The following is a 20,749-nucleotide window of genomic DNA, read 5'->3' as shown; positions in this document are numbered from 1 at the left end:
TAAAGGCCCTCTTCGCGAGTATTGCCGAGAAGGCCACTGGTCTCCAGCAGTCAAAGGCGACCACCTGAAGGTCTCCCCCGAGGTAATCTGTAATCCCTTCCGGGTTATCAACCTGAACTCTTGTTACGTAAATATCCCCAATTTTCAGCATTTTGTCTCACCGTTTCCACTTCGACCTCCGTCTTAAAAGCATTTTTCAAAAAATTTTTGAAAAAGATATTATTATAATATTAAAACACAGGCACAAAGTATTTAACTGGGTAAAACACTAACTACATCAGCGGCTTGATGGACTAGGTGGTGCAGGAATGAGCAGAATGCGAATCGTTAGTGTCCAGCTCCCGCAGGGGCTCATAAACGCTATGGACCAGCTCGTTAAAATGGGTGTTTACCCCAACAGAAGCGAGATAATCAGGGAGGCAATACGGGAGCTCCTGAAGAGGGAGCTCTACCGTCTTGAGTCCAAGGAGCGTTCCGCTCCCGATTACGTGATAAAATAAACCGGATTAAATAAGCCGCACCTTTACAGGGGGTAGGGATAATGGTGTTCAAACTGCTTGAACAGGCCGGTATCAACCTCGACATTGACGAGCCAAGGGAAGGGTTCAAGAAGGGCTTTGACGAGGAGGAGGACTTAATACGCATCGTTATCGTTGGCGTTGGCGGCTCCGGTAATAACACTATAACGAGGCTCTACGAGCTTGGCGTCCAGGGGGCGGAACTCATAGCCATGAACACCGACGCTCAGGCCCTTAAATACGCCAAGGCCCACAAAAAGCTCCTCATTGGAAAGGAGATAACGCAGGGAAAGGGTTCTGGGGGTGACCCTGAGATAGGCTATCGCGCCGCGGAGGCAAGCGCCCACGAGATAGCCGAGACCATAGGGGACGCTGACCTTGTCTTCATTACCGCCGGTATGGGCAACGGAACAGGTACAGGTGCAGCGCCCGTTGTTGCCAGGGTTGTCAAGGAGAGGGCGAGACACAACGGTCGCTTCAGGGAGCCTCTAGTTGTAAGCGTTGTCACGTTCCCCTTCAAGAACGAGGGCAAGCTGAGGGAGGAGAAGGCTAGGGCGGGAATAAAGGCCCTGATGTACTACTCTGACACCGTTATAATAATCGAGAACGACAAGCTCCTCCAGCTCGTTCCAAAGCTCCCGATAAACGCTGCCTTCCGCTTTGCCGACGAGATCATTGCTAGGATGGTCAAGGGGATAACCGAGACCATAAAGCTTCCCTCGATGGTCAACATAGACTTTGCCGACGTCTACAGCGTCATGCACAACGGCGGAGCGGCACTCATCGGAATCGGTGAGAGCGACTCCAGCAACAGGGCCGTCGATGCTGTCAGGAACGCCCTCGAAAACAAGATGCTTGAGGTCGAGTACGGCAGCGGTGAGAAAGCTCTCGTTCACTTCACTGTTGGACCTGACGTCAGCCTGAAGGAGATAAACGACGCGATGAACCTCGTTTACGAGAAGCTGGGAGAGAAGAGCGAGATAAAGTGGGGCGCAAGGGTCGATGAGGACATGGGCAAAGTCGTCCGCGCCATGGTGATAATGACCGGCGTCAAGAGTCCCCACATCCTCGGAGGAGAAACGGCACTCCAGCTGGCCCCCAAGAAGGCCTTCCTGCCACCGGAACCCAAGAGGTCATTCGGCAACTTCGATGATCCCGTCTACAAGACCATCTCCAGAAAGTTCGAGAGAAAGTCCGAGAGCCGTTATCCGAGTCATATCTTTGACGACTTCATAGACCTCTCCTGATCCCAAATTTTTTGCGGTGAAAGGGATGGCAGTGGTAATAAGCGTTGCGAATCAGAAGGGTGGCGTGGGCAAGACGACCCTAGCCATGAACCTCGGCTACGCCCTCGCGGAGATGGGGAGGAGGGTTCTTCTGGTAGATATCGACCCCCAGTTCAACCTCACCTTCGGCCTCATAGGGATGAAGGTTCTCGACTACGCCGACAGGAACGTTGGGACGCTGATGACGAGGGAGAGCGAGATAGAGGAGAGCAGGATCAGGGTTAGGGAGAACCTCGACCTGGTTCCGAGCCACCTCAACCTTTCGGCAAGGGAAATCGAGATAATAAACGCCTACAACCGCGAAAGACGCCTGGAAAAAGCACTGCTCCCGGTTCTCCCCGAGTACGACTACGTCATCATCGACAACCCGCCGAGCATGGGCATATTCCTCGTCAACTCGCTGACCGCTTCGGATTACGTGCTCATTCCGCTGGAACTCAGCTACTTCGGCGTCATTGGAATGCAGCTCATGTTCAACCTCATGAGGATGATACGCGAGGAGACCAACGAGAACCTCAAGCTTCTCGGGCTCGTTCCAAACAAGTTCACGAGGCAGACGAAGGTTCCCAGGCTCCGCCTGAAGGAGCTGAAGGCGACCTATCCGGATGCACCGATACTCACGACCATACCGAGGGCCATAGCCATCGAAAAAGCCCAGAGCGAGGGGAAGAGCATATTCGAGTTCGATGGGAAGAGTCGCGCCGCCAAGGCCTTTCAAAAGCTGGCTAAAGAGGTGGTCGAGATTGTCGAAGGATAAACTCCCCCGGCTTTTTGACGGCTCGATAGACGAGCTGACGAAGCCCAAGCCCAAAGCCGAGAGGAAGTCCCTCAAGAAGGAGAAGATGCAGAAAACTCTATACATAAGCAGGGACATGAACAGGAAGCTCATAGAGCTCTACGCCGAGGAGGGGAGGAGGCAGAGCGCCATAGTCGAGGACGCGGTTAACCTCTACTACTACCTCCGCATGGCCCTCGGCGAGAAGAAGTTCGGGGAGCTCCTCAGCGCCGTCAAGAGGGAAGACCCGGAGTTCCTGCGCGAATACCTCTCAAAGTTCAGGCTTTGACTCAAATCAAGCGCTCCAATAAGGGGTTTAATCACTCGCAGTAGGTCTCCACTATTTTCTCTATTATCTTGCTCGTCTTCGCGCGGTCGCTCTTGTAGAGGTAGGGGATGCGTATGACGTGTGCCTCTATCCCGTTTGCCTTCAGCTCCTCCTTCAGCTTCTCGCAGTTGAAGCTCTGGTCTGGGCCGACGGCTATGACGTCGGGGTTTATCCTCTTCACGAGGTTGAAGTCTATCGTTCCGGGCGAGCCGATGTAAACCTCGTCCACGTACCTTATGGCCCTCAGCAGTTCGGCCCTGTCCTCGGCCGGGTTTATGGGGTCCCTGTGCTTCTGCTTTCTAACGGTCTCATCGTGGGCAACTATCACGACCAGCTCGTCGCCGAGTTCTTTCGCCTGCTTTAAGAAGTGGATGTGGCCGACGTGGAGTATGTCAAAGACCCCACCGACGAGGACTCTAATCTTCTTCTCCATCTCAACCCACCGTGACCTGCCAGATTTTGTCCTTCGCGTGGTGGATGTTCTTAACGGCCTTCCCCTTGGGTTTCTCCTTCATGGCCTTTCCGCTCATGAGGGCGATTCCTATCGCAAGTGGTCTTCCGTAGTTCTCCTCAACCACGAAGACGAAGTCACCCTCCTTAATATTTTCGTCGGCATCTACTATGCCAGCGGCCATCACATCCGCCCCGTTGAGGATGTAGGGAACGGCACCCTCGTCAACGACCACGCGCCTCGGCCACTTTCTTAAATCCTCTTCGTTGGACAGCTCGTAGAGCGCTATGACGAGCGGGAAGACCAGTTCCTTCCTCCTTATGAAGAAGGGCCTCCCGTTCACGAGTATTATCTCGGTCGTTTTGTCGAACTCTGCTATTTCCACCCTGTCCTTTTTGCTCAGCATCTTTCCCGCTATCTCCTCCCCGAATATCTCGCTCATCTCCCGGATTATCTCCTTTATCTCCTTCTTGCTGAGAGGGTGCTTGACCTTCAGCTCCACGCTCTCACCTCCTCAAAAATCTCCCTTGCGCTCTCCCTCGGGTTCTCACTTTCGTAAATCGCGCGCCCGACGATGATGTAGTCCGCGCCGGCCCTTATGGCATCGCCTGCTTTTCCACCCTGAGCCCCGACTCCGGGGGTTATAACTTTGATGTTGTCCTTGAGCTTCGATCGGATATACCTGATACGCTCGGGCCTCGTTGCAGGCGCTATAACCCCGAAGGGCTCAAGCTCGTTGGCCATCTCGATGAGTCCATCCGTTACAGGCTGGATAAACTCCTTAGCTCCGGGATGGCTCATCTCCACGACGATTATCGTCTCCCCAAGCTCCATGACGGCCTTAACGCTGTCCCTGCCGGTGAAGCCGTGGGCTATTATGTAGTCAGCCCCCGCATCAAAGACCCTTCTGGCTACGAGGCGGTTTGTGTTGGGTATGTCAGCGAGCTTTAGGTCGGCTATAATAGGCAGTCCCGTTACCTGCTTCAGCTCGGTGATTATTTTAAGGCCGGAGCCGATTATCAAAGGCCAGTTCACCTTCACAGCCCAGAGGTAGTCAGCGGTGCACTCGGCTATCTCAAGTGCCCTATCCCTATCGTAGACGTCCAAAGCAAGAATGAGCCCCCTCACGCTTTCACCTCACGAGCGATTTTATCTCCTCCGGGAGTTCCTCTCCCTTCAGGAACAGGGCGACGTGGTAGGTGCTCTTCAGGGCCTTCGCCGGGGTATCCGCCCACGTAACCACCACAAGGTCTCCCTCTTCGAGGGGCAGTTTCTCAAGTTCCCCCGCTAGCTCGGGCATCGTCTCGCTTAAGGGCCTCCCGTCCTCGGGGAAGACGGCCTTCCCCTCCCTGACCACGAGAAGGAGCGCGCCCCTCGCGTGGAACCTTATCGCCTCATCGCGGAGCTCTATGCTCTTGAACTCCCCGGGGTTTCTAACGAGCAGTGCATATGCTGGCTTTCCCTCGACATTTCCAACTTCAACTGCCTCCGAGAAGTGTTCGGAGATTTTCTCAACGGTTTCCTTTCCCTTACCGCTTAGGGCATGCCCCCTCTGGCTGGACTCTATAAGGCCGAGGGCGGAGAGCTTTCTCAGAAGGGTTCTAACGCTCCCCTCCCCGAGCTCAAGTATCTCGGAGATGGTCTTCCTGCCAACGGGGTTCTGGAGAAGGAAAATAACGGCCACCGCGTCCTCAAGCGTGAACTCAGGATAGGCCCCCCTCTTCCAGCTCATTCTCACCCACCAAGAAGAATAGGAAAAGGTAATTAAAAGCTTGCCGTCAGAGCCACCTTGGCTTGAGCCCGGCCCATATGCGCATCTTCTCGTGGGCTATTATGCGCGGTATGTTTTTGGCCTCCTTGGGTCCGGGGTTCTTCATGTAGAAGGCGTTGACCTCGTAAACCGTTCCGAACTCCTTCCTGTCAACGGCGATCTTTCCTAACCTGACGAGGTCAACTAGGAGACCCGCTAAAGCCGGGCTGTCGTTTATCCTTCCGGTGATGACGAGCTCGTCGTGGGCACCGTTGAAGGAAACGTACTCGATGTGCATCGCTATGAACTTCTTGTCTCCCAGAGGCTCAAGGAAGCCCGTCGGCTTTATGTAGTGCGGGGCGTTGTAGCCGAGGAGGTCTTCAACTACGCTCGACTTCGTGAACTCCTTGCTCTTGTTTCTCTCTTTGTCCGTCAAAGCGAGGAAGTCCTGGTTTCCGCCGATGTTGAACTGGGCTATGTCGAGGACGTAACGGTTCCTCTGGGCGAGGTGGCTGAGTATGTCAGCTGTCAGCGGCGTTGCACCGGTTGCTCCATCGTCGCCGAAGATAACGAGGTTGCTCTCCTTCGCGAGCTCGACAAAGGCCGGGTCATTGGCTATAAGGGTCGGAATGGCGTTTACGAAGGCCGCTCCTCCAACCTCCTTAGCATACTTTGCCGCCGCATAAACGTAAACCTGCGTCGCGGTAACCCTCTCTTTCCTGTTCTCCTCAATTGCCTTCTCAAGCTCCTCCCTGTTCTCGAAGGGAACAAATGCCTCGGTGGTGCAGACGTTGACGAAGACATCTGGTTTGAGCTCCTTCCATTCGTTGACGAGCTTTTCAACTGCCTCGCTGAGAGTCATCTCGTCGTCAAGGCCAGTCGCTTCGAGCGGGAGGTTCCTCAGACTTCCAAGGTGGACGCCCTTCCTTATGATTATCCCCCTGAGGCTCTCCGGGGCCTCTGGGTCGTAGTTCTTGACAACTTCATAGAGGTCCTTTCCAACCTTCGCTTTGTCAACGTCGTAAGAACCCACTACCTCGATGTCCTTTATCTTTATCGGGAGCTCGTCCGCGAGGGGAACGCCGTAGGGCTCCATCTTCCCTGCCTTTATCTTCTCCAGCCCGCTCGCGAATATGCTTGCGACATAGCCCTGTCCGAGTATAACCACCCTAACCATCTTCTCCACCTCCTTTGTTGCTGTAAGATATTTCACAGCAGTTAAATAGTTTTCGATCGCAAAACTTTCTTGGAAATGAAATACGTTGTAAGGGCAACGCGAAGGTTCGTTATAAGTGCGAGCAACAGGAACAGGGCCCTTATAGAGGTCTGAACCGGATACAGGAGGAAGAGCATAGTCATGAAGACCCGCTCGTCCCTCTTTCCCGGCAGTTTCCTGAGGGAAGGCACCTCGGTGTAGGCATCCCTGCAGAAGGCCCCCCTGAAGCGCTCTGTTGAATAGCTGACCATCACCGAGCCGAGGAGAGCTAAAAGGGCAACGGCGTACCAGAGCGGTTCCTTTAGTGTGGAATACGCTAGAAGGGCCAGAAAGCTCCCGTCAACGTAGCGGTCGAGGACCGAGTCAATGTAACCGCCGAGTTTGCTCGTCCTCAGCTGGCCCCTCGCCAGCTCGCCGTCAACGCCGTCGAGGATTGAGCTTACCTGATAGAGTATTCCAGCTAGGAGAGGGCTAGCGAGGGTTAAGATTGCCGAGAGGAGGCCGAGGAGGAATGTGAAAGCTGTCATCGCGTTTGGACTTACCCACTCAACGATAAGGGAGCTTATCTCGGTCGAGATTTTTCTGTTCAGGTGCCTGCTGATGAAACCATCACCGGTTCCCTTCACAGCGGTCTTGACGAGCATCTTCCTTGCCTTCTTGACGTCTTCCGGCGTGTCAACGTCCGTCCAGCCGAGCCCATCAACGAAAGTTACTGGAAGCTTTGCCCTTTCAACGACCTCGCTGAGGGAATAATCTCCTTTCTTTTCGCGCTCTAGCTCTTTGGTTACCTTAAAGATATTCTCATCAAGGACGAAGAAACCAGTGTCCACTGCGTCCCATTCTTTAAGCCCCTTCCCGATGTCCTCAACGTGGCTATCTCTTACCCTTACCTTCGTGGCTTCATTGATGTCAATCCATCCCGGCTTTCTGTCCGCGATGAGGCCGTTTCCCTTTACCGCCCTCTCAACGAAGGCATCGCTGTAAACGTGGTCGCTCATAACCAGAATGAACCTTCCTGAAACTTTTTCTCCAGCGAGATGGAGGGAGTGCCCGTTCCCCTTCTCGGGCTCTGGGTTAATTACGAGCTCCGCATCGAAGCCGTGTTTTTCCAGAAATTCGCGGTATAGCGGAGCGTAGCGCTCGTTGGTTACTATCACGAAGTTCCTTACACCGTTCCGCTGGAGAAGCGTTATCGTCCTGTAAAGAACCTCCCTCCCGGCTATTCTGATGAGTCCCTTGGGCTTTCCGCCGAGCCTCGTCCCGAGGCCAGCTGCCAGTATTACTGCCGTTTTGGGAACCATTGGCATCACCTTTTTAAGGCCCTTTGTGGCTTTGGAACCTCGGGGAGAAGTCCAAGATTAAATTAACTTTAGGTAATTTAAAGTTTTCGGTGGTGGAGATGCGAGTTGCTGTCCTGTACTCCGGCGGGAAGGACTCGAACTACGCCCTCTACTGGGCGCTGAAGCAGGGGTTTGAGGTCAAGTATCTGGTAAGCATGGTGAGCGAGAGCGAGGAGAGCTATATGTACCACGTCCCCAACATACACCTCACCGAGTTGCAGGCGAAGGCAATAGGAATCCCCCTCGTCAAGGGCTTTACGAGCGGTGAGAAGGAGAAAGAGGTTGAAGACATGAAGGCGGTCCTTGAGGGGCTGAATGTAGATGCCATCGTCGCTGGAGCTTTGGCGAGTGAATACCAGAAGAAGAGGGTTGATAGAGTGGCTAAAGAGCTGGGATTGAGGAGCTTCGCCCCGGCCTGGCACCGCGACCCGGTTGATTACATGAGGGAGATAGTGGGCATCTTCGACGTTGTGATAGTTGGCACCGCCGCCTACGGCCTTGACCAGAGCTGGCTCGGCAGGAGGATAGACGAGGAAGCCCTTGATGAACTGATAAAGCTCCACGAGAAGTACAGAATCCACGTCGCCGGCGAGGGTGGGGAATTCGAGACCTTCGTGAGGGATGCGCCGTTTTTCAAAGCCAGGATAGTCTTTGACGAAGTGGAGAAGAAGTGGGACGAGTGCAGTTACTCGGGCGTTCTGGAGGTTAAGAGGGCCCATCTTGAACCGAAACTCAGCAGGTAACGTGGAATATCCCCAGAACCCTTTTCTTTCCCACCAGTTCGTTGAACTTCTCCACGGCCTCTTTCGTTGGAAGCTCTATGACGTCTTTCTCCCTCACGAGCTCCCTGCTCTCGGGCAGTAGGGAGAGGTAGCCGTAGAAACCAGTGCCGACGATAAGAACGTCGAAGTCCTCCTTCAGGTATTCCCTCAGCTCCTTCGGGTCGATCCTGTGGCTGGTTCCGTGCTTTCTCTTGCTTATCCACTTCTTCCTCTCCTCGACTTTCCCGCTCGGATAAACCACCACGTCGTGCTCGTAGGTCTCACCGTTGATTGCTATCCTCCCAAAGCCCGGGTATTCGAGCTTCATCTTCCCACCCCGAGGGCGTCCCTCAGTATCTCGGAGTGGTCGAAGGCCAGCTCCATCCTCAACGCCTCCTCCACCGGAACAACGTGGACTTCTTTTGCGTCATCCCCTGCTTTCAGCTGGCCCATCCCAATGCAGAGGAAAGCCACCGTAACTGTGTGTCCCCTCGGATCCCTGTCGGGCCTCGAATAGACGCCAACGAGCTTTACCGGGATAACGTCGAGGCCTGTTTCTTCCTTCATCTCCCTCCTAAGTGCCTCCTCAACGCTCTCGCCGTACTCAACGAAACCCCCCGGGAGGGCGTATCTCCCCTTGAAGGGCTCGTTTCTGCGCTTTATGAGGACGACGCCGTTGTTGTGGATTATCACTCCGTCAACAGTAAGACCTATGCACCTGTGGAGTTCCGCCTTGAGGCCCTCGCTCTCGGCCAGCTCCCTCACCTTCTCGCGGAAGGCGGATATGTCTTTACCCTTGGGAGCCTTGACGAGCAGAACGTACCGGTCCATTCACACCACCTCAGGGAAGTCCCTTCTCATCAGCCTTCAGCGTGCTGACGTTTCATCATCGGTTACTCTATCTTACCCTCAACCCTTTATATGCTCAACCTTTGCCTCAAGCGACAGCCTGCCTACATCTTCCATCGGGAAGTCGATGGAGCGCCTCTCAAGGAAGAGCGCCGTGAAGGCCAGCGCCCTCTTGAGGGACTGGACGAAGGGACACTGGAGGTAAAACCCGGAGAAGGACGCGAGGAAAACATCCCCCGCCCCGGTGGATTCCTCGACCTCAACCTTCACCGGATGGAAGCGGTAGGCCCTTCCACGGTGGTGGGCAATCCCCGGCCTTGGGCCGTCAGTGATCAGGAGGGACTCAACATCCCCGAGGGAAAGGCCATTCAACTGCTTCAGTTCCCCCTTCTCCGCGTGCAGAACGCCAACGCCCTTCAGGAAGGACGCATCGAGCTTCCTGAGAACAACCTCTCCATCCCTAAATGTTCTGAGAAAGCCCTGAGCATCAACCGCAACGAGCTTACCCCTCTTCAGCGCTTCGCCCACCAGATGTGGGGGCACTTCGCTGGCGACGGGGTTGATGAGTATCAGCTCGTACTTCTCCGCGGGGAGCGAACCTATCTCCCCGGCCCTTTCGAGGAGTCTCAGGGTTCTCTCGGAGGGGGAAGTGTAGGTCAGCTCATAGGTCGTCGTTGAGTCCGATTGGACAACCCTCAGCTTTCCTATCCTCTTCAGCTCTTCTATCCACTCCTCCGGCAGGGAAGAAAAGCTCGTCAGAATTTCGACTGTGCAGAACCTGCTGAGGGCGAGGGCAGAATAGTAGGCGCCACCACCGAGTCTCTCCTCGACCTTCGAGCCTTTCCTTATTACGTCCCGGGTGACGTGCCCGACCACGAGGCATTTCATTTTTGGTATCCCAATCTTTTGTTTTTAGATTCCTTCCATTAAAAACCTTTCCACAATAACCGAAAGGTTTTTAAGGCAAAAAAGCGAAAGGCTTATAAGTAGGCATGGTTTTGGGGTGGGGCTATGAAGCGCCTCGGTAAGGTTTCTCACTACGCTAAACAGGGCTTCCTCATCGTCAGGAGTGACTGGGTTCCCTCACTCAACGACCCCGTTGTTGACAAGGAGCTGAAACACGTTGGGGTAGTGAAGGATGTTTTTGGTCCCGTCAATCATCCCTATGTTGCCGTGAAACCCCGTGTTAAGAACCCGGAGAGGTACGTTGGCGCTCTTCTCTACGTTGACCGAAGGAAGAAGGGCGAGAGGAGTGGTAAGGCCAGAAGGTCTCCCGGCAGGAAGGCCGGGAAGAGACGCCCCGCCCCCAAGAGGAGGGGGTGAGAGCTATTCAGAAGAGGGTTTGTCCCATATGCGGGTCAACCGAGTTTATATACGACCCGCGTAGGGGCGAGATAGTTTGTGCCAGGTGTGGTTACGTTATTGAGGAGAACGTTGTGGATGAGGGGCCCGAGTGGAGGGCCTTCGACCCTGATCAGAGGGCAAGGCGCGCAAGAACAGGCGCACCGATGACCCTCATGATACACGACAAGGGTCTCTCAACCGATATAGACTGGCGCGATAAAGACATACACGGCAACCAGATAACCGGCATGTACAGAACAAAGCTCAGACGACTCCGAATGTGGCAGAGGAGGATGCGCATAAACGATGCCGCCGAGAGGAACCTCGCCTTTGCACTGAGCGAGCTCGACAGGATGGCGGCGCAGATGCGCCTGCCGAGGCGTGTTAAGGAAGTCGCCGCTTCCCTCTACAGAAAGGCTGTCATGAAGAAGCTCATCCGTGGCAGGTCTATAGAGGGAATGGTCTCCGCTGCCCTCTACGCCGCCTGCAGGATGGAGGGCATCCCGAGGACACTCGACGAGATAGCGGCAGTCTCTAAGGTCTCGAAGAAGGAAATCGGCAGGAGCTACCGTTTCCTCGCGAGGGGTCTTAACCTCAACCTCCGCCCGACCAGTCCAATAGAGTACGTTGACCGCTTCGGCGATGCCCTCGGGGTCAGTTCCAATACGAAGGAAAGGGCAAAGGAAATCCTCCGCGAGGCGATAAAGAGGGGGATAACGAGCGGTAAAGGTCCGACCGGGCTGGCTGCGGCAGCTCTCTACGTGGCTTCCCTCCTCGAAGGCGAGAAGAAGACCCAGAGGGAAGTTGCCGAGGTGGCTCACGTTACCGAGGTAACGGTGAGGAACAGGTATAAAGAGCTCGTCGAGAAGCTCGGCATAAACGTCCCGATATGAGGGATGGGCTTGCTGATAGCGGTAACGAGCGACACCCATTACGGCGACAAGACAAGCAACCTCCCGTCTCTTCTTTTGAACGAGCTTGAAAAGAGAGGGCCCGACCTCATACTCCACGCTGGGGATGTTACATCTCCGGAGCTCCTTGAGGTGCTCGAGAGAATAGCCCCAACAGTGGCCGTCAGGGGGAATGCCGATTACCTGAACCTTCCCGAGGAGGAAGTCGTTGAAGCTGGGAACTTCAGGATAGGCCTCATCCACGGCCACCAGTTTTTCTCGCTCAACGCCCAGTTTCTGACGCTCAAGGCCCTCGATATGAATGCCAACGTCCTGATCTTCGGCCACACTCACAGGTTTTACCACGACTCCTACTCTCTTCACGGCCGGAAGGTTGTTCTCCTGAACCCGGGCTCACCAACTTTTCCCAGAATGGACTCGGCGGGCTTTGCTTTCCTCGAAGTGGGCGGAGAAAGCATCCGGGTGGAGAGAATAAAGTTCTGGTAAAGCTAAAAGGCAGAAAAGAGAGCCATCAGCTCTTGATGGCAAGCTTTATGTCCTCGGCCTTGACGGTCTTCCTGCCGGCGTGCTGGGCGAGGGCGACAGCCTTCTTGGCGATCTCAAGGGCCTTCTCCTCAAGGTGCTCGGCAAGGACCTTGGCTGCCTCCTCGCTAACGCGGGCGGCGCCGGCCTTCCTTATAAGCCTGTCAACCGGGGCAATCGGGAGCTCGGCCATTCACAACACCTCCATCCTGTTGTTTTGCAGGTTTCTGCGTTTTAAACTAAGCACAAAGGCCTATATAAACTTTTCGGAAAAGAAGGCTTTAGAGCCTGATTTTGACCCGGTTTTCAGTCGATCGTCGAGAACTGGCCGGCAACCGGCCATCTTTGGGCTTTATGCAGAAACAATAACTCCCCCACCGAGATTGGAGAGAGCACTGAAAGGTTCCCGATGTCCCACCTGGGTTTTATCCTGTCCCAGAATTGGTGGACATCTCTGCATTCAAATCGGTAGAAATGGGCATGTTTTTCCAGGAGGGTTTTTATAGGGTAATGGTGAACACTTTAGGCACCAGGAGGTGTTGAAAATGGTTGAGAAGTTTGACAAGATATACGACTACTACGTCGATAAGGGCTACGAGCCCAACAGAAAGAGGGACGTGGTGGCTGTTTTCCGCGTTACACCAGCAAAGGGCTACACGATTGAGCAGGCGGCCGGTGCTGTAGCAGCGGAGAGCTCAACAGGGACGTGGACGACCCTCTACGAGTGGTACGAGAGGGAGAGATGGGCCGACATGTCGGCCAAGGCCTACGACTTCGTTGACATGGGCGACGGCAGCTGGATTGTGAGAATTGCCTATCCATTCCACATCTTCGAGGACTTCAACATGCCCGGCTTCCTCGCGAGTGTAGCGGGCAACATCTTCGGGATGAAGCGCGTTGAGTGGCTTCGCCTTGAGGATATCTACCTCCCCGAGAAGTTCCTCAGGGACTACCCCGGACCGGCCTTCGGCATCGAGGGGGTGAGGAAGAAGCTTGAAATCTACGACAGACCCCTCTACGGTGTTGTTCCGAAGCCTAAGGTGGGCTACTCCCCCGAGGAGCTCTATAAGCTCGCTCTAGACCTTTACACCGGTGGGGCAGATTACCTCAAGGACGACGAGAACCTTACCAGTCCATGGTACAACCGCTTCGAGGAGCGCGTTGAGGTCGTCACCAGGGCCATGGAGAAGGCCGAGAACGAGACCGGCGAGAAGAAAACCTGGTTCGCCAACATAACCGCCCCGATAACCGAGATGGAGCGTAGGCTTGAGATACTCGCCGACTACGGGGTTCCTCATGCCATGATAGACATCGTCGTCCTCGGATGGGGCGTTCTCGACTACATAAGGGCTCTCGCTGAAGACTATGGCATAGCTCTGCACGCCCACAGGGCGATGCACGCTGCCTTCGACAGGAACCCCTATCACGGCATCTCGATGTTCGTCATAGCGAAGCTGGCTAGGGTTGTTGGCGTTGACCAGCTCCACGTCGGCACAGCTGGTGCAGGAAAGCTTGAGGGCGGCAAGTGGGAGGTCATCCAGTACAAGAGGATAATCACCGAGAGCCACTACGTTCCCGACGAGAACGATGTCTTCCACATGGAGCAGAAGTTCTACCACATGAAGCCGGTCTTCCCGACCAGCTCGGGTGGTCTCCACCCGGGCAACATCGAGCCGGTTATAGAGGCCCTCGGAAAGGACATAGTTCTGCAGCTCGGCGGCGGAACGATGGGCCACCCGGATGGGCCGAGGGCCGGGGCAATGGCGGTCAGGCAGGCCATAGATGCCATAATGCAGGGAATACCACTCGACGAGTACGCGAAAACCCATAAAGAGCTCGCTCGCGCTCTTGAAAAGTGGGGCCACGTTACCCCCGTCTGACCTTTCTCCATCTTTTTTCGGCTTTTGTTGTCTCCCCGCCAACTTTTTATCCGGAGGTGATTTAACTCCACATTTCCACCCGGATATGGTGTTGTGGTAATGCATCCGGGAGGGTTCCTTGAGGTCATAACTGGCCCCATGTTCGCGGGAAAGACGACCGAGCTGATAAAGAGGGTCGAGCGACAGGCCTTCGCCAAGAGGAAGGTCGCGATATTCAAGCCCTCGATAGACGACAGGTATTCGAGGAGCGACGTAGTTGCCCACAACGGCCTGAAGTACAGGGCCTTCGTAGTTCCAACCAGCGAGGAGGGCGTGGAGCTGATACGCGAGGTCACCCTGAAAGAGGGCTACGAGGTCATTGGAGTGGATGAGGCTCAGTTCTTCCCGATGAGCATCGTCGAGGCCTTGAACGGACTGGCCGACGAGGGGGTTTACGTCATAGTCAGCGGTCTCAACCTCGACTTCAAGGGGGACCCCTTCCCGGTTATGAAGGAGCTCTTGGTCAGGGCTGATAACATAGTTTACCTCACAGCCGTCTGCACGGTCTGCGGAAGGCCCGCAACGAGGAGCCAGAGGCTGATAAACGGAAAGCCCGCCCCACGCGATTCCCCGGTAGTTCTGGTGGGCGGGAGCGAGAGCTACGAGGCCCGGTGCAGGCTACACCACGAAGTTCCCTGAGAGTATCCGCTCCCAGGTCTTCACATCCTTGAGCCCGTGCCCTGTGGCCACGACAACGACGCTCTCGTCCTTCTCTATTACCCCCTCCTCGCGCATCTTTCTGGCCAGCGCTAGGGATGTTGCCGAGGACGGCTCGACGAAGATTCCCTCCCTTCCAAGCATCAGGCCGGCCTCCGCTGTTTCCGCGTTGGTAACCGTTCCCAGGTGGCCCCCGCTCTCGTTTACGGCCTTTATGACGTTCTCACCATCGACGGGCTTCTTGACGGCTATGGCGCTCGCTATCGTCGGAACCTTCTTCTCTACCTTCTCCACCGGCTTCCCCGTCTTCCACGCCCTCACTACGGAGTCGTAGCCCTCAATCTGGGCCCCCGCGATTTTGGGGAGCTCCTCTATGAGGCCGACGCGGTGGAACTCCTTAACGCCCTTCCATATCGCCCTCAGGTGGGTTCCCGCACCAACGGGCACCACTATCCAGTCAGGGACGTTGTAGCGGAGCTGGTCGAGGATTTCAAAGGCCGTCGTCTTCTGCCCCTCGACGCGGTAGTGGTAGTTGCCCGTGAGGTAGTAGTCCTCCTCCACGGCCTTCCTCTCTGCCTCTGCCAGGGCCTCGTCGTATGTCTTTCCATAGACCTCGACCTTAGCACCGTAAACCCTCGCCTGGGTGAGCTTCTCCTCCGGCGTCCCCTCGGGGACGACTATCGTAACCTCCAGTCCGGCCTTTGCACCGTAGGCGCTTATCGATGCCGCCATGTTCCCGGTCGAGGCGACTATCAGCCTTTTCGCGTGGAATTCTAAGGCCTTGGTCACCTCCACGCTGGAACCCCTGTCCTTGAAGGCTCCGGTTGGGTTTTCTCCCTCGTACTTCACGTAGAGCCTTCCAAAGCCGAGCTTTTCCTCAAGGCGTTTGAGCCTGTAGAGCCTTGTGCCCCCTTCGTTGAGGGTGACTATTCTCTTGAGGTTCTTGACCGGCAGGAACATCCAGTACTTCCAGACGTGGGGGCTCTCCCTGAACCAGGGGTCGTCGTCCTCTATGAGGTTGGCTATGTCCTCGTAATGGTAGGTTACGTCGAGGGGCGCTCCACACTTGGGGCACTTGTAAATGCCCGAGGCAAGGGGGTATTCGGCACCGCATCTGGTGCAGACGAGCTTCTTCTCAAACATCCTTACCACCATTCTGTGTTCTCCAACTACTTCTATCGAAGCTAGACCGAAAAAGGTTTAAAAGCTTCTTTTCTAACTTTAAGTTAGGGAAAGGGGGTGAGAGCATGGAGTCAAATCCAGAGATGGGAAAACTCCTCGACATACTCGGCAACGAGACAAGGCGAAGGATACTCCTCCTTCTCACCCGGAGGCCTTATTTCGTCAGCGAGCTGAGCCAGGAGCTTGGCGTTGGCCAGAAAGCTGTACTGGAGCACCTGAGGATACTTGAGAGGGCGGGCCTGATAGAGGGCAGGGTAGAGAAGATACCGAGGGGAAGGCCCAGGAAGTACTACACCATAAAGCGTGGCTTCAGACTGGAGGTTCTTCTCACGCCTTACTCCTTCGGAACGGAGATGTACGAGCCGAAGCAACCAAGAAAGACGGAGGAATACGCCCAGGCCAGGGAGCTGATAAAGTCAACCGAACCGATCGAGACCAAGATAGACGAACTGCTCAGCTTTCTTGAGGAGATAGAGAGGCGCGTTGATGAGGCTCTCAGGATGAAGCAGGAGCTTGAAGAGGTTCGTCTGCTGGTCGAGACCTACATCGAGAACCTGCTGAGAAGGGTTGCCCAAGAGAACGAGAGGGAACTCGAAAAGCTCCTCCGCGAGTTTGGCCCGAGACTGCCGAGAAAAATCATAGAGGACTTAGAGGGCTTTTAGGAAGTCGCTGAGAGAAGGTAGAGGGGATTAAAGTATCTTGCCCTCTTCCTTCATCCTCACGAGCCTTGTTATGTAACCTGCAATCCTGTTCCTGATGGTCTTGCTAGTGACGTTGGTGAGCTCGGCGACCATCTTCTTGTTGTGCTCAAAATCCCTCGTGAACTTGTCCGGATACCTGTCAAAGAGCTCGCGGGCGGTTCTCTTAATGAAGGTCTGCTTTATGTTCCCCATTCCCATCACCTCATCATCTTGACCCTGACAGCCGTATCTCACATCAGGGGAGCCCTTTTAAAAGTTTTCCCGCCCGGGGCCGAAGTTTATAAAGGCCACCTCCCAACGACCACCATGCTGAGGGAGGTAATCCACTGCAGGGGGCACGAGAACGTCAGGGCAACCCACAAATCGACGCTGGAGTTCACGAAGGAGGACTACCTCACGCCAAGGGGGGACTGCATACTCTGCGTTTCAGCCGATAAGTCCCTGAAAGACCTGAGCGAGGACTTCAAGCGGGCCCTTAGGGAGGGGAAAAGGCTCATCGTCAGGATTAAGGTCGGCGGGTTTGTTGATGAGGTCATCGCCTACGGAGATCCACGCTTAATCCTCGACCACGAGCACTCGATGGTTGTGAGGAAGAGCACCTACATAGACGCCAGGACCCTCGCGGTGAGGGCCAACAAAGCGGCCAGGGACATAGACAGGCTCATTGTGGAGCTCCTCAGGAACCCGGAGACCGTGGCCGAGGTTGAGCTGGTAATCGATGAAAACCTTTAAAAGTTCCCGTCCTTTTAATAACTTTTGGTGGGGAAAAATGCTCGAAGGCTACTACATAGTCGAGAACACCGGAATAGTCCCGGCTGAAAGGAGGTTCAGGTTCAAGGATTTGAAGGCCTGGGGCTACGACCTGCACCTCGGAACCATTGACGGAAGGGAGGCTTACTTCGTCTCGAAGGCCGGAACGAGAGAAGAGGGCGAAACCTACAGCGAGAACGGCAGGGAGTACCACATCAGCGAAACCCAGAGGGAGATACCAAAGAACGCCAGGCTTTTGGCGAGGATAGTCATAGAGAGGGGCCAGCCCTACCTTGAGTTCTGGCTCGACACCGAAGAAGAGAACTTCCCGCTGGCGAAGGAAGACCCGAGGATAATCCTCCACCGCTTCTGGACAGAGAGGAAGTTCAACCAGCTGGAGAGGCACGTTGGGAGCGTGGGCCTAACAACGGACTTCTTCAAGGACAGGGTCTTCGTGAAGAGCATTCCGCTTCCCTACGAAGAGTATCCGCCGAAGGTGAGGAGGGTTCTCAGGGAGGTCAGGGACGTACACCGTGACATGACGGGCTTCGGCAGGTTCGTCTTCCAGTACTTCGGCGAGGAAGACAAGGCCCACCAGTACCGCCTCTGGTGGCTTTTGCCGACGATACACCTCTTCGACGTCGAGGTCTCGAACGAGGTCGATAAGGTTCTAGCGATGCTCGACTGAGGTTGCGAGTCCAACGTACCTGTCGGCCCCGCCGTAGTAGAGGTATTCCCTCCCATCTTTTTCAACCAGGGATTCCGCGAAGACCACGTTGTCAACCCAGCCCTTTCGCTCCCACTCAAATTCTGGCTCAAGTATGGGCTTTTCGCTCCTCCAGAGCAGCTTCCCCGGGTCTTCCCTATCGAAGAGCGCCACCTGAACGGTGTAGGTCAGCCCTTCATCCCTCCAGAAGGCCTCGTTGTGTATGAGGAGTATCCCCTCATCCGTGAGCACGGGAGGCGGGCCGGGCTCGACGAGATGGCCCCTAGGAGTCAGGACTGGCTTTGCCTCGTACTCCCAGTGGAGCAAGTCCTTTGAGTGGGCCAGCCAGATGTTTGAATCCCCGAAGTACATGATGTATCTGCCCTTGAAGGCCCCCGACTTCATCTTTTCCGTCAGAACCGCCCCGCTCTTCGTCCAGTTGGGCCTTCCGTTCTTCTCGAAGGGGAACTCGTCAAAGACTACCCCGTGCTTCTTCCAGTTGAGGAGGTTCTTTGAGGTCGCAACACAGAGCCTCGCGGTTTTCCCGTCGTAACCGGTGTAGGTCATGTAGTAGGTATTTCCAACCTTCACGACCCTCGGGTCCTCCACTCCAGCCCCCTCCCAGCGGTATTCGGGCTCCATAACCGGTTCTGGATGCCTGACGAAGTTAATCCCGTCTTCGCTCAGGGCAAGTCCAATTCTCCCGGTAATCTTATCCCCCTTAGCCTCGGCCCGGTAGAGCATGACGAATGCCTCCCTCCTGGAGATTACGGCCGGGTTGTAGGTGTTCTTTGAGTCAAAGCCATCTTTAGACGGCGAGAGAACAGGTTTTGAGAGCTTCCTGAAGGAGAGGGAAAGCTCAGAGGAGCCCAACCTCGATTCCCCCGTTTGCCCTTATCATGTACCCCCGTCCCCTGAAGGTCACCCTGACGAGGAAGTTCACGCCCTCAGCCGGCTGGACCGTTAATTGCTCCCCGGCCTCCATGCCCAGAGAGGCCGTGACGAAGGCGAAGACGCTCGCGGCGCTCCAGGCCTGCGGTGAGTTTGCCCTGGGAACGGGCACGAGCTCGTCCAGCCCGCCGTAGAGCTCTGGGAGTTCTTTCTCGGGCATGAGCTTGGCCGTTTCAAAAATCCTCTCGGCGAGTTCCTTCGCGAGGTCTGTCCTCCCGATCCTCGCAAGGCCCAGAGCTATCAGCGCGTTGTCGTGGGGCCACACGCTTCCGCGGTGGTAGCTGAAGGGGTTGTAGGCCTTCTCTTTAGAGCTCAGCGTCCTTATCCCGTGCCTTGAGAGCATATCGGGCTTGAAAAGCCTCTCGGCTATCTCCTCCCCGTGTTCCGCTATTCCGGTGAGTAGAAGGTGCCCCATGTTGGAGGAAACGACGCGGAGTGCTTTTCCGTCTCCATCCAGAGCCAAGGCGTAGTAGCCATCCACCCAGAAGTCGCGGTTGAACCTCTTCCTCAGCTTCTCAGCCTCTCCGAGGAGCGTCTTTGAATCAAGGTTGGTAAGCCCGAGCTCCCCGGCAAGCTTCAGCGCCCAGTAGGCGTAGCCCTGAACCTCGACGAGCGCTATCGGCGGTTTGGCCGGCTTTCCGCTCTCGTCAACTATCGCGTCCCTGGAGTCCTTCCACCCCTTGTTCCCGAGTATGCCCGGGACGTAGGTTATGTAGCCATCCTCAAGGTTCCTCAGAATCCACTCGACGGCCCTCGTGACATTGGGTCGGAGCTCGTCTATCAGCTTTTCATCCCCGCTCCAACGGAGATATTCTCCCGCCAAGGCCACGTAGAGCGGTGTAGCATCAACCGTGCCGTAGTAGGGCCCGAAGGGAACCTTTCCCGACTGGGCCAGCTCCCCGAGGCGGAACTCGTGGGGGATCTTCCCGGGCTCCTCCTCGCTCTTCGGGTCGTACTTCTCCCCCTGAATAGATGCGAACAGCCTGAGCGTCCCCCTCGCGTAGTCGGGGTAGTGGGGGAGGAGGAAGAGAGATGTTACTATCGCGTCCCTCCCGAAGGGGCAGGCGAAGTATGGAATTCCAGCGAGGGGCACCGGGCCATATACAGTTGAGAGCGTTAAGGCCCTCAGGTTTTCAAGGGCCCTCTCAAAGACCCCGTTGAGAGCTGTTGAGCCTGTAAAGACAGTGTTTTCGAGGGTTATCTGCTCTTCGCTCACTATTTCCGAGGCCTTCCCGCTTATGCCGGGAACGAATCGGATGAACAGTTCCCCCTTCCCCCCGGGCGGGATTTCGATCCCGGCTCTGAGGTTCTCCCCTTCCCTCGTGAAGTTGCTCTCGACCCTCAGCGTTCGCTCCTCCCTCTCACTCCCCCGGGAGTAGAAGCCCTCCCCCCGAAGGGCGATCCCTTCCCTGAGCCCCATGAAGCCCCTGACCTGGAAGATGTCCTCTATAACTGCTTCGTAGGTGTAGAGAACCTCAACGCTTAGCGGTTCACCCGAGGCGTTGTAGATGGAGAGCTCCTCGGAGTAGGAGCCGTCGAGGGTTCTCCTCCTTACGAGGATTCCCTCATCCCCGATTGAGAAGTACGAAACCCCTTCCCTGAAGGTCGAGGAGGCGCCGATGAACTCCGGCTCGGGCTTCACGCGGAGGATTGCCCTCCTTACGAAGCGCGTGTCGAGGTAGTAGAAGCCGTGGTACTTCCCGGTCATGTTACCCTCCTCGTCGGTCAGGGCGAAGGCCCCGTTGTTCGAGAGGGTCACGCGCATTCTACTCACCGGTGATGAGCCTGACCTCTGATTTCTCGGCAAGGTTGACCGCCTTAACCCCCCAGAG

At 55.7% G+C, this 20,749-nt stretch carries 27 protein-coding genes; 13 read left to right on the top strand and 14 right to left on the bottom strand.

Going from position 1 to position 20,749, the window contains the following annotated elements:
• The first annotated feature begins 308 nt into the window (after positions 1-308).
• The 4 genes from MVC73_RS00485 to MVC73_RS00470 are packed head-to-tail and all read left to right on the top strand — an operon-like array spanning position 309 to position 2,868.
• Positions 309-500, top strand: coding sequence for a ribbon-helix-helix domain-containing protein (locus MVC73_RS00485; protein WP_297506015.1), 192 nt, complete (start codon positions 309-311; stop codon positions 498-500).
• 41 nt (positions 501-541) lie between these two features.
• Positions 542-1,765: a cell division protein FtsZ gene (gene ftsZ, locus MVC73_RS00480; RefSeq protein WP_297506014.1), complete on the top strand. Its 1,224-nt coding sequence runs from the start codon at positions 542-544 to the stop codon at positions 1,763-1,765.
• A gap of 25 nt (positions 1,766-1,790) precedes the next feature.
• Positions 1,791-2,561 (top strand): ParA family protein, encoded by a 771-nt coding sequence (locus MVC73_RS00475; protein ID WP_297506013.1) that lies wholly within the window; start codon positions 1,791-1,793, stop codon positions 2,559-2,561.
• Positions 2,548-2,868 carry a CopG family transcriptional regulator gene (locus tag MVC73_RS00470; RefSeq protein WP_297506012.1) on the top strand — a complete coding sequence of 107 codons (321 nt, stop codon included), beginning with the start codon at positions 2,548-2,550 and terminating at the stop codon, positions 2,866-2,868. The genes MVC73_RS00475 and MVC73_RS00470 overlap by 14 nt, the downstream gene beginning before the upstream one ends.
• Positions 2,869-2,899: 31 nt before the next feature.
• On the opposite strand, the gene MVC73_RS00465 is transcribed toward MVC73_RS00470, so the two are convergent.
• The 6 genes from MVC73_RS00465 to MVC73_RS00440 are packed head-to-tail and all read right to left on the bottom strand — an operon-like array spanning position 2,900 to position 7,625.
• Positions 2,900-3,340 (bottom strand): FAD synthase, encoded by a 441-nt coding sequence (locus tag MVC73_RS00465; RefSeq protein ID WP_297506011.1) that lies wholly within the window; start codon positions 3,338-3,340, stop codon positions 2,900-2,902.
• A 1-nt stretch (position 3,341) separates the two neighbouring features.
• Positions 3,342-3,860, bottom strand: a complete 519-nt coding sequence (locus tag MVC73_RS00460; RefSeq protein ID WP_297506010.1) for an RNA-binding protein — start codon at positions 3,858-3,860, stop codon at positions 3,342-3,344.
• Positions 3,851-4,486, bottom strand: a complete 636-nt coding sequence (pyrF, locus tag MVC73_RS00455; RefSeq protein WP_297506009.1) for an orotidine-5'-phosphate decarboxylase — start codon at positions 4,484-4,486, stop codon at positions 3,851-3,853. Before pyrF ends, MVC73_RS00460 begins: the two co-directional genes overlap by 10 nt.
• 4 nt (positions 4,487-4,490) lie before the next feature.
• Complete coding sequence (locus tag MVC73_RS00450; RefSeq protein ID WP_297506021.1) at positions 4,491-5,090, bottom strand: DUF4443 domain-containing protein; 600 nt, start codon at positions 5,088-5,090, stop codon at positions 4,491-4,493.
• Between the two features lie 46 nt (positions 5,091-5,136).
• Positions 5,137-6,285: an inositol-3-phosphate synthase gene (locus MVC73_RS00445; protein ID WP_297506008.1), complete on the bottom strand. Its 1,149-nt coding sequence runs from the start codon at positions 6,283-6,285 to the stop codon at positions 5,137-5,139.
• 41 nt (positions 6,286-6,326) lie between these two features.
• A complete protein-coding gene (locus tag MVC73_RS00440; RefSeq protein WP_297506020.1) occupies positions 6,327-7,625 on the bottom strand; it encodes a bifunctional L-myo-inositol-1-phosphate cytidylyltransferase/CDP-L-myo-inositol myo-inositolphosphotransferase in 1,299 nt (432 codons plus the stop codon).
• A gap of 98 nt (positions 7,626-7,723) precedes the next feature.
• Between MVC73_RS00440 and MVC73_RS00435 the strand changes: the two genes are divergently transcribed.
• On the top strand, positions 7,724-8,407 hold the full coding sequence (locus MVC73_RS00435) for a TIGR00289 family protein (RefSeq protein WP_297506019.1): 684 nt from the start codon (positions 7,724-7,726) through the stop codon (positions 8,405-8,407).
• Here MVC73_RS00435 and MVC73_RS00430 read toward each other — a convergent pair.
• The 3 genes from MVC73_RS00430 to MVC73_RS00420 form a co-directional block, all read right to left on the bottom strand.
• Positions 8,397-8,753 carry an Mth938-like domain-containing protein gene (locus MVC73_RS00430; RefSeq protein ID WP_297506007.1) on the bottom strand — a complete coding sequence of 119 codons (357 nt, stop codon included), beginning with the start codon at positions 8,751-8,753 and terminating at the stop codon, positions 8,397-8,399. The genes MVC73_RS00435 and MVC73_RS00430 overlap by 11 nt on opposite strands.
• Positions 8,750-9,256 (bottom strand): NUDIX hydrolase, encoded by a 507-nt coding sequence (locus tag MVC73_RS00425; RefSeq protein WP_297506006.1) that lies wholly within the window; start codon positions 9,254-9,256, stop codon positions 8,750-8,752. The genes MVC73_RS00430 and MVC73_RS00425 overlap by 4 nt, the downstream gene beginning before the upstream one ends.
• Positions 9,257-9,334: 78 nt before the next feature.
• Entirely contained in the window at positions 9,335-10,162 is an 828-nt protein-coding gene (locus MVC73_RS00420) for a carbohydrate kinase (protein ID WP_297506005.1), read from the bottom strand.
• Between the two features lie 123 nt (positions 10,163-10,285).
• Here MVC73_RS00420 and MVC73_RS00415 point away from each other — a divergent pair, with 123 nt between their 5' ends.
• Genes MVC73_RS00415 through MVC73_RS00405 form a run of 3 tightly spaced genes read left to right on the top strand, consistent with a single transcriptional unit; the run spans position 10,286 to position 12,015 of the window.
• Complete coding sequence (locus MVC73_RS00415; RefSeq protein WP_297506004.1) at positions 10,286-10,597, top strand: Gar1/Naf1 family protein; 312 nt, start codon at positions 10,286-10,288, stop codon at positions 10,595-10,597.
• Positions 10,594-11,511 (top strand): transcription initiation factor IIB, encoded by a 918-nt coding sequence (locus MVC73_RS00410; protein ID WP_297506003.1) that lies wholly within the window; start codon positions 10,594-10,596, stop codon positions 11,509-11,511. Before MVC73_RS00415 ends, MVC73_RS00410 begins: the two co-directional genes overlap by 4 nt.
• Before the next feature lie 9 nt (positions 11,512-11,520).
• Positions 11,521-12,015, top strand: a complete 495-nt coding sequence (locus tag MVC73_RS00405) for a metallophosphoesterase (RefSeq protein ID WP_297506018.1) — start codon at positions 11,521-11,523, stop codon at positions 12,013-12,015.
• A gap of 25 nt (positions 12,016-12,040) precedes the next feature.
• Here the strand turns inward: MVC73_RS00405 and hpkB are convergent, their stop codons facing one another.
• The gene (gene hpkB / locus MVC73_RS00400) at positions 12,041-12,244 is read right to left on the bottom strand and encodes an archaeal histone HpkB (protein ID WP_011251239.1); all 204 of its coding nucleotides are present in this window, start codon (positions 12,242-12,244) and stop codon (positions 12,041-12,043) included.
• Between the two features lie 352 nt (positions 12,245-12,596).
• Between hpkB and rbcL the strand changes: the two genes are divergently transcribed.
• Positions 12,597-13,931, top strand: a complete 1,335-nt coding sequence (rbcL, locus tag MVC73_RS00395; RefSeq protein WP_297506002.1) for a type III ribulose-bisphosphate carboxylase — start codon at positions 12,597-12,599, stop codon at positions 13,929-13,931.
• Positions 13,932-14,030: 99 nt separating this feature from the next.
• Positions 14,031-14,609: a thymidine kinase gene (locus MVC73_RS00390; RefSeq protein WP_297506017.1), complete on the top strand. Its 579-nt coding sequence runs from the start codon at positions 14,031-14,033 to the stop codon at positions 14,607-14,609.
• On the opposite strand, the gene thrC is transcribed toward MVC73_RS00390, so the two are convergent.
• On the bottom strand, positions 14,589-15,770 hold the full coding sequence (thrC, locus tag MVC73_RS00385; RefSeq protein WP_297506001.1) for a threonine synthase: 1,182 nt from the start codon (positions 15,768-15,770) through the stop codon (positions 14,589-14,591). The two genes, MVC73_RS00390 and thrC, sit on opposite strands and share 21 nt — an antisense overlap.
• A gap of 104 nt (positions 15,771-15,874) precedes the next feature.
• On the opposite strand from thrC, the gene MVC73_RS00380 reads away from it, so the two are divergent.
• Positions 15,875-16,471 (top strand): ArsR family transcriptional regulator, encoded by a 597-nt coding sequence (locus MVC73_RS00380; RefSeq protein ID WP_297506000.1) that lies wholly within the window; start codon positions 15,875-15,877, stop codon positions 16,469-16,471.
• A gap of 27 nt (positions 16,472-16,498) precedes the next feature.
• Here the strand turns inward: MVC73_RS00380 and MVC73_RS00375 are convergent, their stop codons facing one another.
• On the bottom strand, positions 16,499-16,702 hold the full coding sequence (locus MVC73_RS00375) for a 30S ribosomal protein S17e (RefSeq protein WP_011251242.1): 204 nt from the start codon (positions 16,700-16,702) through the stop codon (positions 16,499-16,501).
• Positions 16,703-16,816: 114 nt separating this feature from the next.
• On the opposite strand from MVC73_RS00375, the gene MVC73_RS00370 reads away from it, so the two are divergent.
• Both MVC73_RS00370 and MVC73_RS00365 read left to right on the top strand, forming a co-directional pair.
• Positions 16,817-17,242, top strand: coding sequence for a DUF371 domain-containing protein (locus tag MVC73_RS00370; RefSeq protein ID WP_297505999.1), 426 nt, complete (start codon positions 16,817-16,819; stop codon positions 17,240-17,242).
• A 37-nt stretch (positions 17,243-17,279) separates the two neighbouring features.
• Complete coding sequence (locus MVC73_RS00365; RefSeq protein ID WP_297505998.1) at positions 17,280-17,948, top strand: TIGR00703 family protein; 669 nt, start codon at positions 17,280-17,282, stop codon at positions 17,946-17,948.
• Here the strand turns inward: MVC73_RS00365 and MVC73_RS00360 are convergent.
• Together MVC73_RS00360 and MVC73_RS00355 are read right to left on the bottom strand one after the other, a co-directional pair.
• A complete protein-coding gene (locus MVC73_RS00360) occupies positions 17,931-18,839 on the bottom strand; it encodes a glycoside hydrolase family 130 protein (RefSeq protein ID WP_297505997.1) in 909 nt (302 codons plus the stop codon). The two genes, MVC73_RS00365 and MVC73_RS00360, sit on opposite strands and share 18 nt — an antisense overlap.
• Positions 18,826-20,682 (bottom strand): glycogen debranching N-terminal domain-containing protein, encoded by a 1,857-nt coding sequence (locus MVC73_RS00355; RefSeq protein ID WP_297506016.1) that lies wholly within the window; start codon positions 20,680-20,682, stop codon positions 18,826-18,828. The genes MVC73_RS00360 and MVC73_RS00355 overlap by 14 nt, the downstream gene beginning before the upstream one ends.
• Between the last annotated feature and the right edge of the window lie 67 nt (positions 20,683-20,749).

Origin of the sequence: Thermococcus sp., from assembly GCF_027052235.1 — an archaeon.
Taxonomy (GTDB): Archaea; Methanobacteriota_B; Thermococci; order Thermococcales; family Thermococcaceae; genus Thermococcus.
Note: the sequence above shows the minus strand (reverse complement) of the source record. Positions and strands in the feature narration are given on the sequence as shown.